General features: G+C 69.0%; 12 protein-coding genes. 6 read left to right on the top strand and 6 right to left on the bottom strand.

Annotated features, from left to right (window positions below):
• Positions 1 to 13: 13 nt before the first annotated feature.
• A complete protein-coding gene (gene hisD, locus ACLNGM_RS03825; RefSeq protein ID WP_416357261.1) occupies positions 14 to 1,306 on the bottom strand; it encodes a histidinol dehydrogenase in 1,293 nt (430 codons plus the stop codon).
• Positions 1,307 to 1,435: 129 nt separating this feature from the next.
• Between hisD and ACLNGM_RS03820 the strand changes: the two genes are divergently transcribed.
• From ACLNGM_RS03820 to ACLNGM_RS03795, 6 genes are all read left to right on the top strand, one after another.
• On the top strand, positions 1,436 to 1,984 hold the full coding sequence (locus tag ACLNGM_RS03820) for a cupin domain-containing protein (protein ID WP_416357260.1): 549 nt from the start codon (positions 1,436 to 1,438) through the stop codon (positions 1,982 to 1,984).
• 101 nt (positions 1,985 to 2,085) lie between these two features.
• Positions 2,086 to 3,135: an ABC transporter substrate-binding protein gene (locus ACLNGM_RS03815; protein ID WP_416357259.1), complete on the top strand. Its 1,050-nt coding sequence runs from the start codon at positions 2,086 to 2,088 to the stop codon at positions 3,133 to 3,135.
• Between the two features lie 79 nt (positions 3,136 to 3,214).
• On the top strand, positions 3,215 to 4,273 hold the full coding sequence (locus ACLNGM_RS03810) for an ABC transporter ATP-binding protein (protein ID WP_416357258.1): 1,059 nt from the start codon (positions 3,215 to 3,217) through the stop codon (positions 4,271 to 4,273).
• Positions 4,270 to 5,445: an ABC transporter permease gene (locus ACLNGM_RS03805; RefSeq protein WP_416357257.1), complete on the top strand. Its 1,176-nt coding sequence runs from the start codon at positions 4,270 to 4,272 to the stop codon at positions 5,443 to 5,445. Before ACLNGM_RS03810 ends, ACLNGM_RS03805 begins: the two co-directional genes overlap by 4 nt.
• Positions 5,446 to 5,447: 2 nt before the next feature.
• Positions 5,448 to 6,230 carry an ABC transporter permease gene (locus tag ACLNGM_RS03800; RefSeq protein WP_416357256.1) on the top strand — a complete coding sequence of 261 codons (783 nt, stop codon included), beginning with the start codon at positions 5,448 to 5,450 and terminating at the stop codon, positions 6,228 to 6,230.
• Between the two features lie 90 nt (positions 6,231 to 6,320).
• On the top strand, positions 6,321 to 7,703 hold the full coding sequence (locus ACLNGM_RS03795) for an aspartate aminotransferase family protein (protein WP_416357255.1): 1,383 nt from the start codon (positions 6,321 to 6,323) through the stop codon (positions 7,701 to 7,703).
• Between the two features lie 182 nt (positions 7,704 to 7,885).
• Here the strand turns inward: ACLNGM_RS03795 and urtE are convergent, their stop codons facing one another.
• From urtE to urtA, 5 genes are all read right to left on the bottom strand, one after another.
• Positions 7,886 to 8,581 (bottom strand): urea ABC transporter ATP-binding subunit UrtE, encoded by a 696-nt coding sequence (gene urtE / locus ACLNGM_RS03790; protein WP_416357254.1) that lies wholly within the window; start codon positions 8,579 to 8,581, stop codon positions 7,886 to 7,888.
• Positions 8,582 to 8,731: 150 nt separating this feature from the next.
• Complete coding sequence (gene urtD / locus ACLNGM_RS03785) at positions 8,732 to 9,514, bottom strand: urea ABC transporter ATP-binding protein UrtD (protein ID WP_416358382.1); 783 nt, start codon at positions 9,512 to 9,514, stop codon at positions 8,732 to 8,734.
• Positions 9,515 to 9,573: 59 nt separating this feature from the next.
• Complete coding sequence (gene urtC / locus ACLNGM_RS03780) at positions 9,574 to 10,734, bottom strand: urea ABC transporter permease subunit UrtC (protein ID WP_416357253.1); 1,161 nt, start codon at positions 10,732 to 10,734, stop codon at positions 9,574 to 9,576.
• Complete coding sequence (gene urtB / locus ACLNGM_RS03775; protein ID WP_416357252.1) at positions 10,731 to 12,380, bottom strand: urea ABC transporter permease subunit UrtB; 1,650 nt, start codon at positions 12,378 to 12,380, stop codon at positions 10,731 to 10,733. The genes urtC and urtB overlap by 4 nt, the downstream gene beginning before the upstream one ends.
• Before the next feature lie 135 nt (positions 12,381 to 12,515).
• Positions 12,516 to 13,820, bottom strand: a complete 1,305-nt coding sequence (urtA, locus tag ACLNGM_RS03770) for an urea ABC transporter substrate-binding protein (protein ID WP_416357251.1) — start codon at positions 13,818 to 13,820, stop codon at positions 12,516 to 12,518.
• Positions 13,821 to 13,883: the final 63 nt, after the last annotated feature.

Here is a 13,883-nt window from a genome sequence, read left to right as displayed (position 1 = left end):
GCGCGCGCCCGGTTCAGCGGAAGAGGTCGGGCTTCTCCAGCCGAAGCGCCGCCGCGCGGCGGTGCCCTTCCAGCCCCTCCGACGCGCTCTGGCGCGAGGCGGGCGGCGCGACGGCGGCGACCCCCTCGTCCTCCAGCCACTGGTGCGTCGCGATCTTGACGTAGGAGCCGACCCAGAGCCCGCCGGTGTAGCGCCCGGCGCCCATCGTCGGCAGCGTGTGGTTGGTGCCGCAGCACTTGTCGGAATAGACGACGCTCGCCTTCGTGCCGATGAACAGCGAGCCGTAGCCCGTCAGCCTTGCCGCGAAGGCTTTCGGGTCGCGCGTGTGCACCTGCAGGTGCTCGGCCGCGATCCAGTCGGAATAGGCGACCATATCGTCTTCCGAGGCGCAGACCGTCACCTCGCCCTGCGCCTCCCACGAGACGCGGGCGACACCCGCGGTCGACAGCGTCTCGAGCTGGCGCTCCACTTCCGCGATCACCGCCTCCGCCAGCGGCGCGTGCGTCGTGATCAGGCCGACGCGGGTGTGGATGTCGTGCTCGGCCTGCGCCAGGAGGTCGGTCGCGATCACCTCGGCGTTGCCGGTCTCGTCGGCGAGCGTGTAGATCTCGCTCGGGCCCGCCAGCTGGTCGATGCCGACCGGCCCGAAGACTTGGCGCTTGGCCTCGTTGACATAGGCGTTGCCCGGCCCGACGATCTTGTGCACGGCCGGAATGGTCTCGGTCCCGAAGGCCATCGCGGCGATCGCCTGCGCCCCGCCGACGCGGAAGATGCGGTCCGCGCCCGACAGGTGGCAGCCCGCGACCATGGCTTCCGCCGCCGTGGGCGGCAGGCAGGCGATCACCTCGGGGCAGCCGGCGACCTTGGCCGGCACGATCGTCATGATCGGCGCCGACAGGAGCGGATAGCGCCCGCCCGGCACATAGGCACCGACGCGCTGGACGGGGATGACGCGGTGGCCGAGATGGAGGCCGGGCCGGAGCTCGATCTCGAGCGGCAGGATGGTCTTCAGCTGCGCCTCGGCAAACGCGCGCACGTTGGCGATGGCGAACTCGGTGTCGGCCCGCGTCTGCAGGTCGAGCCGGGCCACCGCCGCCGCGCGCTCCTCTTGGCTCACCTCGACCGCCGCCGGTTCCACCTTGTCGAAGGCGGAGGCGTAACGCTTCACCGCCGAATCGCCCTCGCTGCGCACCGCGGCGAGGATCTCCGACACCGTCCCGGCGACGCTTGCATGCGTCTCGCCCTGCGGCTTGGGCGCCTTCACGAAGCGGAGGCGGGAGCGGAGCGTGTCAATCTCGGTGGCCATCGGGCGTTTCCGTGCTGGTTTTGCACGCAGGACGCTCGCAGAAGCGCCACCGGGCGGCAAGGACACGGCGCGCCCCGTTCAGTATGATGAGCAGTCAACGCCGCCCGGCCGCCTGCAAGAGGAGATGTCATGCCCGCCATCGGAGCCGCGATCCGCGAGATGCGCCGCCGCCGCCAGCTGTCGACCCGCGACCTCGCGGTGCGCTCCGGCATTGCCCATTCCACCATCTCGCTTCTCGAGCGCGACCGGATGAGCCCGTCGGTGGACACGCTCCAGGCCATCCTCGAGGCGATGGGCTCGACGCTGACCGGCTTCTTCTCCGAACTCGGCGAGGCGGCGCCCTCCTCGCCCTTCTATCGCGGCGGCGACCTGCCCGAGATCGGCCGCACGACGAGCATTTCCTACCGCATGGTCGGCATCAACCATCCCGGCCGCAAGCTCCTGATGCTGCGCGAGACCTACCAGCCGGGCGCCGACACGGGCGAGGCCTTCTCGCACAAGGCGCAGGAGGCGGGCATCGTCACCGCGGGCCGCGTCGAGGTCAGCGTCGGCGAGCGGACGCGCGTGCTGGAGCCGGGCGACGCCTACTACTTCGACAGCGAGACGCCGCACCGCTTCCGCAATCCCGGTCCCGAACCCGCGGAGCTGATCAGCGCGATCACCCCGCCGACCTATTGAGATGGTGGAAACTATTTCGAGCGCCCGCGCGAAGGGTTTTGCGGTTTCCCCCTTTCGTGCTTGATTTTCGAACGGTTCAACAAGCCGGGGGAAACAACGCCATGTCACGGTCCACCATTCGCACTCTCGTCGGCAGCTTTCTGGCCGCCTCGCTTCTGGCGGCGGTGCCGGCCGCCGCGCGCGACCTCACCGTCGTCTCTTGGGGCGGTAACTATCAGGACGCCCAGCGCGAGATCTACTTCAAGCCCTTCGCGGCCAAGACCGGCAAGCCGGTGCTGGAGGAATCGTGGGACGGCGGCTACGGCGTCCTGTCGGCCAAGATGCAAGGGGGCACGCCGAACTGGGACGCCGTCCAGGTCGAGGCCGAGGAACTCTCTCTCGGCTGCGCCGACGGCATCTACGAGCCGGTGGACTGGTCGAAGCTCGGCGGCGAGGACAAGTTCATCCCCTCCGCCGTCAACGAATGCGGCGTCGGCGCGATCGTCTGGACGACCGGCCTCGGCTACGACGCCGACAAGCTGAAGGAAGCGCCGAAAAGCTGGGCCGACTTCTTCGACACGGCGAAGTTCCCCGGCAAGCGGGCGCTCCGCAAGGGCCCGAAATACGCGCTCGAGTTCGCCCTCATCGCCGACGGCGTCGACCCGAAGGAGGTCTACACGGTCCTGGCGACCCCGGAGGGCGTCGACCGCGCGTTCAAGAAGCTCGACACGATCAAGCGGGACCTCGTCTGGTGGGAGGCCGGCGCGCAGCCGATCCAGCTTCTGGCGTCGGGCGAAGTGGTGATGACGTCGGCCTATAACGGGCGTCTCGCCGGCATCAACAAGTCGGAAGGCAAGAACTTCCAGATCGTCTGGCCGGGCTCGATCTACGCGGTCGATAGCTGGGTCGTCCTCAAGGGCTCGCCCAACAAGGACGCGGCGTTCGATTTCATCGCCTTCGCAAGCGCGCCGGAGAACCAGTCGAAGCTGCCCGACTACATCGCCTACGGCCTGCCCAACAAGGCGGCCGGCGAGATGCTGAAGCCCGAGGTCGCCGCGCAGCTTCCGACGGCCCCCGCCAATCTCGACGTCGCGATCCCGCTCGACACCGACTTCTGGGTCGACAACATCGAGGCGCTGAACACGCGCTTCAACGCCTGGGTGGCGCAGTAAACACCCCCTCAAGGGTCCGGCGGCCTCCGTCGCCGGACCCGTCGTCTTCCGCATCCCCGAACCACCGCGACGAGGCTCAATGACCTTCATCCATTTCCAGGACGTGTCGAAGTCGTTCGGCCAGACACGGGTCGTCGAGAACCTCGACCTTGCCGTGGAGAAGGGCGAATTCCTGTCGCTGCTCGGGCCGTCGGGCTCGGGCAAGACCACGATCCTGATGATGCTGGCGGGCTTCGAGAACGCCTCATCCGGCACGATCCTGATGGACGGCGAGCGCATCGAGGACCTGCCGCCGCACAAGCGCGGCATCGGCGTCGTGTTCCAGAACTACGCGCTCTTCCCCCACATGACGATCGCCGAGAACGTCGCCTTCCCGCTGCAGATGCGGGGGCTCTCCAAGGCCGAGATCGCGACCCGCGTGAAGACCGGTCTCGACCGCGTCCGCCTCGGCCATCTCGGCGACCGGCGCCCCGACCAGTTGTCGGGCGGCCAGCAGCAGCGCGTGGCGCTGACCCGCGCCCTCGTGTTCGAGCCCAAGGTCGTCCTGATGGACGAGCCGCTCGGCGCGCTCGACAAGCAGCTGCGCGAGGAGATGCAGCTCGAGATCCGCGAGCTTCACCGCCGCCTCGGGCTCACCGTCGTCTTCGTCACCCACGATCAGGGCGAAGCGCTGACCATGTCGAACCGCATCGCGATCTTCGACAAGGGCAAGATTTCGCAGGTCGGCACGGCGACGGAGGTCTACGACCACCCCGAGAACGCCTTCGTCGCCCAGTTCATCGGCGAGACCAATCTCCTCGGCGCGACCGTCGAGGCCTCCGACACCGAGGGCACGCGCCTTGCGCTGGAGGGCGGCACGAGCCTCAAGGCCGCGCCCGGACCGACCTTCCGGCCGGGCACCGCCGTCATGGTCTCGGTGCGCCCGGAGCGGCTGCATCTTCACACTGAGGCGCGCCCCGACGCAATCGAGACGCGCGTCGACGACGTCGTCTACCAGGGCGACCACCTGCGCCTCCACCTGTCGCGCGGGCCCCTACGCCTGATCGCGCGTGCCGAGCGTCGCCACGGTGCGCCCGCGGTCGGCGGGCCCGCCCATATCGTGATCGACCCGGCCGACGTCGCGGTGTTCCCGGTATGACGCGGGCCGGCTCCACCCTTCGCGCCCTCGGCCTCGTCGCGCCGCTCTTCCTGTTTCTTGGCGTCTTCTTCCTCTGGCCGCTCTGGACCATGGTGTCCGTGTCGGTGCGCGACCCGGCGGTCGGTGCCGTCCTGCCGCGCACGAGCGCCGCGATCTCGTCCTGGAGCGGTGAGGGCGTGCCGGATGCAGAGACGCAAGGGGCGCTCGTCGCCGACCTCGCAGAGGCGGACGCGATCGGGCTCGGCGCCGCCGTGCGCCGGCTCAACAGCGACGTGTCGGGCTTCCGCACCCTGATCCCGAAGACGCAGCGCGCCGCCAAGGACGCGAACGGCGGCGCCGTCGATCTCGCCGCCCTCGACAAGCGCTGGGCGGACCCCGCCTTCTGGAGCGCGATCCAGACCGCGTCCTCCGCCTATACCGACCGCAACCTGCTGGCCGCCGTCGATCTCACGCGCAACGAGGCCGGCGCCGTCGAGAGCCTGCCCGCCGGCGCGTCCGCCAACCGGCTGATCATCACCCGCACCTTCCTGATCGCCGCGACGATCACCCTGTGCTGCCTTGCGATCGGCCTGCCCTACGCGATGCTGATGGCGGCGACCACCGGCTGGAAGCGCAACGTCCTAATGATGGCCGTCCTCCTGCCGCTTTGGACCTCGCTCCTGGTGCGCACCGCCGCCTGGTTCATCCTTCTCCAGGACCAGGGCGTCATCAACGGCGCGCTGCAGGCGATCGGCCTGACCGACGGCCCCCTGCCCCTCATCTTCAACCGCACCGGCGTCGTCGTCGCCATGACGCACGTCCTCCTGCCCTTCATGGTGCTGCCGATCTACTCGGTGGTGAACGCCATCCCGAAGACGCTGATGCCGGCCGCCGCCTCCATGGGCGCGCCGCCGTTTGCCGCCTTCCGCCGCATCCTCCTGCCGCTCGCCATGCCGGGCATCCTCTCGGGGTGCCTCCTCGTCTTCATGGTGGCGATCGGCTACTACATCACGCCAGCCCTCGTTGGCGGCCCGAACGACCAGATGATCTCCTCGATCATCGCCTTCTATGCCCTCCAGACCGCGAACTGGGGCATGGCCGGCGCGCTCGGCCTCATCCTCCTCGTCGTCACCACGATCCTCTACCTCGTCTACGGCCGGCTTTCGCGCTCCGGCACGCCGTTGGGGGCCTGACCATGCTGAAGCCCGCTCAAAGCCTCTTCGGCGCACTCGCGGTCGTGTTTCTGCTGGCGCCCCTCGTCGCCATCCTGCCGCTCGCCTTCACCGGCGGCATCTTCCTGAACTACCCGATCCCGTCCTTCTCGACGCGCTGGTTCACCGAGCTCGCGACCGCCGATGCCTGGCGCCTGTCGATCGTCAACAGCCTGATCATCGGCCTCGGCGCGACGGTCCTGTCGGTGGTGCTCGGCACGCTGGCGGCGCTCGGGCTTCGCAACGGGCTGATCCCCTTCCCCAACCTCCTGCGCACCTTCTTCCTCCTGCCGATGGTGGTGCCGGCGGTGGTGCTCGGCGTCGGGCTGCAGATCTCGCTCGGCGGCCTCGGCCTCACCTCAACCTATATCGGGGTGATCCTGTCGCACGCGGTCCTCTGCGTGCCCTTCGTCGTGATCAGCGTCTCGACGGCGCTGCAGGGCATCGACCGGCGGGTCGAGCGCGCGGCCGCGAGTCTGGGCGCCTCGCCCGCCACCGTGTTCCGCCGCGTGACGCTGCCGCTGGCGCTTCCGGGCGTCGTCACCGGCGCGGTCTTCGCCTTCGCCACCTCGCTCGACGAGGTGGTGCTCACCCTCTTCGTCGCCGGTCCCAACCAGCGCACGCTCGCCCGCCAGATGTTCTCCTCGATCCGCGAGAACATCTCGCCGGCGATCGCGGCCGCCGCCTTCGTGCTGATCGTCGGCACGCTGCTTCTGGCGGCGCTCGCCGCCCTGATGAACCGCCGCGAGCGCACCGCGGCGGCTTGACCGATTTGGCGCATCAGCGCTGTTGTCACACGTGAAACCATCCGGCGATGCCGATCGGCCCGCGCGGAGCCTTCAGAACGGGGATCCCCCATGGACACGCTTTCGAACTCGCTGGCTGCGGCCGACATAGCGCACACGCTGCATCCGAACACGAACCTTCGCGCGCACGAGGCGCAGGGGCCGATGGTGATACAGCGCGGCGAGGGCATTCGCGTGTGGGACGACAAGGGCAAGGAGTACATCGAGGGGCTGGCCGGCCTCTGGTCCGTCGGCGCTGGCTTCTCGCAGAAGCGCCTCGCGGACGTCGCCTACGCCCAGATGCTGAGGCTGCCCTACTACCACACGTTCACCCACAAATCGAACGAGCCCTCGATCCGGCTGGCCGAGAAGCTCGCCGAGATCACGCCGGGGCCGCTGACGCGCGCCTTCTTCACCTCGTCAGGGTCCGAGGCCAACGACACGATCGTCAAGATGGTCTGGTACCGCTCCAACGCGATGGGCCGGCCGGAAAAGAAGAAGTTCCTCGCCCGCACCAAGGCCTATCACGGCATCACCATCGCGTCGGGCTCGCTGACGGGTCTGCCGGTGAACCACCGCGACTTCGACCTGCCGGCGATCCCGGTGCGCCATCTCACCTGCCCGCACTTCTGGCGCTTCGGCCAGGAGGGCGAGAGCGAGGCGGTGTTCACCGAGCGCTTGCTTGCCGAACTCGAGGCCGTGATCGCGGAAGAGGGCGCCGACACGATCGCCGCCTTCATCGGCGAGCCGCTGATGGCGGCCGGCGGCGTGATGCCGCCGCCCGCCGGCTACTGGGAGGGTGTCGAGCGCATCTGCCGGGCAAACGACATCCTTCTCGTCGCCGACGAGGTGATCTGCGGCTTCGGGCGGCTCGGCACGCCGTTCGGCTGCCAGAAGTACGGCTTCACGCCCGACATCATGACGCTGTCGAAGCAGATCACCTCCTCCTACATGCCGCTCGCGGCCGTCATGATCTCGGACCATGTCTACGCGCCGATCGCCGACAACTCGGCCAAGGTCGGCGTCTTCGGCCACGGCTTCACGGCGTCCGGCCATCCGGTCTCGACGGCCGTCGGGCTCGAGAACCTTGCCATCATGGAGGAGCAGGACTGGGCGGGGAACGCGGCGCGGCTGGAGGCGCAGTTCCAGGGCGGCCTTCGCTCGTTCGCCGATCATCCGCTGGTCGGCGAGGCGCGCGGCGACGGGCTGATCGGGGCGCTGGAGCTCGTGGCCGACAAGGCGACGAAGCGTCCCTTCGAGACGGTGGGCGCGGTCGGGCGCATGGCCGCAGTGATCGGCCACGACGAGGGGCTCATCTTCCGCGCCATCGGCGACCAGCTGGCGCTCTGCCCGCCGATGATCGTCACCGCCGACGACATCGACGAGATCATGGCCCGCATGGGACGAACGCTCGAGCGGCTGACGGACGCCGCGCACAAGGAGGGACTGATCTGAACCCCTTGCGCCGCCGCCTCAGAGACTGTTTCGGACGTCTCTGGTGGAGGCCGGCGAGGGATTTTCAATCCGGAACGAGGCGCTCAGCGCAGTCGATGCCGGTGGCATCGGCGCGCATCGGCAACGAAGCCCCGGATGAAAAGGCCCACCGGGCCGACCCGGCAGACTTTTGAAACAGGCTCTCACACCATGAGGTGGCGGCGCACCTCCGGGTCGTCGAGATCGGCGCCGACGCCCGAAAACACGATCCGGCCGCGATCGAGGATGTAGACCCGGTCGGCGAGCTCCCGGCAGAAGTCGAGATACTGCTCGACCAGCAGCACGGCGATGCCGGCCTCCTCTTTCAGATAGCGGATGGCGCGGCCGATGTCCTTGATGATCGAGGGCTGGATGCCCTCGGTCGGCTCGTCCAGCACCAGAAGGCGCGGCCGCGTGACGAGGGCGCGGCCGATCGCGAGCTGCTGCTGCTGGCCGCCGGAGAGATCGCCGCCGCGCCGCCCGAGCATCGATTTCAGCACCGGAAAGAGCTCGAACACGTGGTCGGGGATCGTGCGATCGCCCCGTTTCACCGGCGCAAAGCCCGTCTGGAGGTTTTCCCTCACCGTCAGGAGCGGAAACACCTCGCGCCCCTGCGGCACGAAGCCGATGCCGGCCCGCGCCCGCGCGTAGGGCGCGCTCGATCCGAGATCCTCGCCGCCGAGCTGGATCGCGCCGCGCCGGATCGGCTGCTGGCCGACCACGGCCCGCATGAGCGAGGTCTTGCCCACCCCGTTGCGCCCGAGGACACAGGTGATCTCGCCGGCTTTCGCCTCCAGCGACACGCCCCGCAGCGCCTGCGCGGCACCGTAGTAGAGATCGACGTCGGAAACGGTCAGCATGGGGTCTGCGCCCTTTCATGTGGCCGGCGGCGGAGGGCCGGCGAGGGTTGTTTCGTCGCCCGAAAAAGCCGGGCGCACTCGGTGCCGGAGCGTCGGCCGGCAGCGGACGAGACCCGCCGGCCCGACCCGCCTGACGCCATCAAAAGCGCGCTAGCGCCCCAGGTAGACCTCGATGACGCGCGGGTTCGCGGAGACGTCGTCGAGCGGGCCTTCGGCGAGCACGTGGCCTTCGTGGAGGCACGTCACCTTCACGCCGAGCATGCGCACGAAATGCATGTCGTGCTCGACCACGACGACCGATCGCTCCCTTGCGATGTCGCGCAGGAGCCGCGCCGTCTCCTCCGTCTCGGCATCGGTCATGCCGGCGACGGGCTCGTCGACGAGGAGAAGCTCGGGGTCCTGCGCCAGGAGCATACCGATTTCCAGCCACTGCTTCTGGCCGTGGCTGAGATCGGCGGCGGACGCCGCGCGCTTCTCGGCGAGGCGCACGGTCGAGAGGATCTCGTCGACGCGCGCATCCTCGGCGGCGCCGCGCTTGTGGAGGAGCGCCGCGAAGATCGAGCGGGAACCCGACAGCGCGAGGCGGAGATTGCCCTCCACCGTGTGGCCCTCGAAGACCGTCGGCTTCTGGAACTTGCGGCCGATCCCCATCGAGGCGATCTCGGCCTCGTCGTGCCGGGTGAGGTCGGTATCGCCGGCGAAATAGACGTCGCCCGTGTCGGGCCGCGTCTTGCCGGTGATGATGTCCATCATCGTGGTCTTGCCGGCGCCGTTCGGGCCGATGATCGCGCGCATCTCGCCGCGCGCCACGACCAGCGACAGGTCGTTGATCGCCTTGAACCCGTCGAAGGCCTTGTTGACCCCGTTGAGGTAGAGGAGCGTCTCGCCGCGCGGCGGGCGCAACCTGGCGTCGGCCTCGCGCCGGTCGGCCATTGCGGTCGCGAAGGGATGGGGCGAGACGCGGGCGGGCATGGTATTTTGCAGCATCGTCGTCACTCCGCGGGGTTGGCGGCGGCGTCGGTCGGGCCGGTCGCGACACCCTTCTCGGCGCGGGCGGCCTGGCGGCGCTCCCGGAGCGCGCGCCAGCCATGATCGAAGGTGCCGACGATGCCGCGCGGCAGGAAGAGCGTCACGAAGACAAAGAGCCCGCCGAGGATGAAGAGCCAGGCGTCGGGCGCGGCCGCGGTGAAGTAACTCTTGCCGCCGTTGACGAGGACGGCACCGATGACCGGCCCGAGGATCGTCGCGCGCCCGCCGACCGCCGTCCACACGACGACCTCGATCGAGTTGAGCGGCGCGAACTCGCCGGGGTTCACGATGCCGACCTGCGGCACGTAGAGGGCACCGGCGACACCCGCCATCATGGCCGAGAGCGTGAAGGCGAAGAGCTTCACGTGTTCAGCGCGCCAGCCGAGGAACCGCGTCCGCCCTTCCGCATCGCGCACCGCCACCATCAGCGCCCCGAGCTTGGAGCGCGTGACGGCCGCCACCACGAGAACGCCGGCGGCGAGCGCCAGCGCGGTGGCGGCGAACAGCCCGGCGCGCGTCGCGGCGGCCTGAAGCGGGGCCCCGAGAATCTCCTTGAAGTCGGTGAGGCCGTTGTTGCCACCGAACCCCATGTCGTTGCGGAAGAAGGCGAGAAGCAGCGCGTAGGTCAGCGCCTGCGTGATGATCGAGAGATAGACGCCGGTGACGCGGGAGCGGAAGGCGAAGTAGCCGAACAGGAAGGCGAGGAGCCCCGGCACCAGAACCACCATCAGCGCGGCGAACCAGAACTGGTCGAAGCCGTACCAGAACCAGGGCAGCTCCCGGTAGTTCAGGAACACCATGAAGTCCGGCAGGTCCGGGTTGCCGTAGACGCCGCGCGCGCCGATCTGGCGCATCAGGTACATGCCCATCGCATACGCGCCGAGCGCGAAGAAGGCGCCGTGGCCGAGCGACAGGATGCCGACATAGCCCCAAACGAGATCGAGGCTGAGGGCGAGGAGCGCATAGGCGAGATACTTGCCGAAAAGCGGCACGAGATGGTCGGGCACGTGGAGCGGATGAGTCGGCTCCAGCGCGAGATTCAGCACCGGGACGAGGACGGCGAGACCTAGGAGGGCGAGCGCCAGCCAGACGGCGCGGGGGCCGAGAAACCGTGCGGTGATCATGCGTCCACGAACCTTCCCTTGAGGGCGAAGAGGCCGCGCGGCCGTTTCTGGATGAAGAGGATGATGAGGACGAGCACCACGATCTTGCCGAGAACGGCGCCCGCATAGGGCTCGAGGAGCTTGTTGACGATCCCGAGCGAGAAGGCGCCGACGAGCGTGCCCCAGAGGTTTCCGACCCCGCCGAAGACGACGACCATGAAACTGTCGATGATGTAGCCCTGACCGAGGTCCGGCGAGACGTTGTCGACCTGGGAGAGCGCGACGCCCGCCATGCCGGCGATGCCCGACCCCAGCGCGAAGGTCAGCGCGTCCACCATCGGCGTGCGGATGCCCATCGCGGCCGCCATGCGCCGGTTCTGCGTGACGGCGCGCATCTTGAGTCCCGCCGAAGTCCGGTTGAGGACGAAGAGCAGCGCGGCGAAGACGGCGAGCGCGAAGACGATGATCCAGAGCCGGTTCCAGGTGACGGCCATCTGGCCGATGTCGAAGGAGCCGGACATCCAGGACGGGTTCGACACCTCGCGGTTGGTCGGCCCGAAGATCATGCGGATTGCCTGCTGGAGAATTAGCGACACGCCGAAGGTCGCGAGCAGCGTCTCCAGCGGGCGCCCGTAGAGGAAGCGGATGATGCCGCGCTCCATGACGAGGCCGACGAGGCCGGAGACGAGGAAGGCGAGCGGCAGGGCGACGGCGAGCGACCAGTCGAGCCATTCCGGCGCGTGGTCGCGCATCGCCTGCTGCACCACGAAGGTCGTGTAGGCGCCGAGCATCACCATCTCGCCATGCGCCATGTTGATGACGCCCATGACGCCGAAGGTGATGGCAAGGCCGATCGCGGCGAGAAGCAGGACGGAGCCGAGCGACAGCCCGTACCAGACGGTCTGCGCATGGCCCCAGAGCGCGATCGTGCCCTCCACCGCAGCCGCGCCCTTCTGCGCGGCGGCGGCCACCGTCGGATCGGCGTCGCCGGCCGCCGAGCGCAGCATGTTGAACGCCGCACGGTCGCCGCGCGCCCCGAGCGTCGCCATGGCCGCGACGCGCTCAGGGGCCGGGCGGTCGGACTTGAGGACCGCGCCGGCGCGTGCTTCGGCCAGCGCCGCGTCGACGCGGGCGTCGTCCTCGCGCGCGATCGCCGCGTCCAGCATGTCGATCTGGTCGGGCGAGGCGCGCTCGAAGAGGGCGGTCGCGGAGGCAAGGCGCGCGGCCGGATCGGCCGAGCCGAGCGTCAGCGCCCCCATCGCCTCGGCGACCAGCGTGCGGATGGAGTTCTTGACGCGGACCTTTTCCAGCGCCGCCTTGGGCCGTTCCCCGAGCGCCTCACCGGTGAGGGGATCGCGCGCAGCCAGCGACGCGCCGCGCCCCTCGCCGATCACGACGCGGCCCCCGTCCTTCTCATAGTAGAGGTTGCCGTCGGCGAGCGCCTGCAGCGCCGGGGCGACCGCGGGATCGCCGGTGGCGGCCAGCGCGCGGATCGTCGCTTCGGTATCCTCGAAGCTCTTCTTGCCGCCGAAGGCCTGGACGAGCGAGGCGGGATTGCCGCCTTGCGCGAAAGCCTGGGAGGACGGCAGGAGCACCAGGGCCGCGGCGAAGGCGACGACGAGAAGGGCCGGGCGCAGGGAGACGAGCCGGCGAAGCCAATCGGGCATGGGTCCACTCCAGACCGGGGTCGCGCGTTCGCCGAGGTAGGACCGACGCCCGCGGAAGATCGAAGGACGAGCGCCCCGCCGGGCTGGCGGGGCGAGGATCGGGAGGGGCCGCCGGGACGGCCCCTCCCCGCGCGGTCAGTTGGAGGCCGCAGCTCCGGCACCGCCGCACTTGCCGGTCTCGGTGTTGAAGTTTCCGCAGGACATCGGGGCGCGCCAGTCGGCGATCAGCGGCTTCGACTCCGGCAGGTAGTCGGACCACTCGTCGCCGAGCACGAGGCCCGCCGTCTCGTTCACCACCTCGAACTGGCCGTCTTCCTGGATCTCGCCGATCAGGACGGGCTTGGTGATGTGGTGGTTGGCGCCCATCGAGGAGAAGCCGCCGGTGAGGTTCGGCACGGAGACGCCGACCATCGCGTCGATCACCTTGTCGGTGTCGGTGGTGCCGGCGGCCTCGACGGCCTTCACCCACATGTTGAAGCCGATGTAGTGGGCCTCCATCGGGTCGTTCGTCACCCGCTTGTCGTCCTTGGTGAATTCACGCCACTTCGTGATGAACTCTTCGTTCTCCGGCGTGTCGACCGACTGGAAGTAGTTCCAGGCCGCGAGATGGCCGACCAGCGGCTTGGTATCGATGCCGGCAAGTTCCTCCTCGCCGACCGAGAAGGCGACGACCGGAATGTCGGAGGCCGACACGCCCTGGTTGGCGAGCTCCTTGTAGAAGGGCACGTTGGCGTCGCCGTTGACGGTGGAAACGACGGCCGTCTTCTTGCCGGCGCCGCCGAACTCCTTGATCTGCGACACCTCGGTCTGCCAGTCGGAGAAGCCGAAGGGCGTGTAGTTGACCTTGATGTCCTCGGCCGCGACGCCCTTGGACTTCAGATAGGCTTCGAGGATCTTGTTGGTGGTGCGGGGATACACGTAGTCGGTGCCTTCGAGCACCCAGCGCTCGACGCCCTCGTTCATGAGGTAGTCGACGGCGGGGATCGCCTGCTGGTTGGGCGCGGCGCCGGTGTAGAACACGTTGCGCTCGGACTCCTCGCCCTCGTACTGGACGGGGTAGAACAGGATCGAGTTCAGCTCCTTGAAGACCGGCAGCACGGACTTGCGCGACACGCTCGTCCAGCAGCCGAACACGGCCGCGACCTTGTCCTGCGCGATGAGGCCGCGGGCGCGCTCGGCGAAGAGCGGCCAGTCGGACGCCGGGTCGACGACCACCGCTTCCAGCTTCTTGCCGAGGAGGCCGCCCTTCTTGTTCTGCTCGTCGATGAGCATGAGCATGGCGTCCTTCAGGGTCGTCTCCGAGATCGCCATCGTGCCCGACAGCGAATGAAGGATGCCGACCTTGATCGTGTCTTCCTGCGCATGGGCGGCAAGGCCCGCCGCGAACGTGGTGGCGGCATAGGCGCTCAAGAGCCAGCCGGCCTTCGTCGAAACTCGCATGGGTTGGTCCCTCAAGATGGATTCGCGGCGCCCCCGCCGCATGTCGGGGACCATCGGACGGCC

The sequence above is a fragment of the Aureimonas phyllosphaerae genome (genome assembly GCF_047943035.1).
GTDB lineage: Bacteria > Pseudomonadota > Alphaproteobacteria > Rhizobiales > Rhizobiaceae > Aureimonas > Aureimonas phyllosphaerae.
This window is presented reverse-complemented; position numbering and strand designations above follow the sequence as displayed.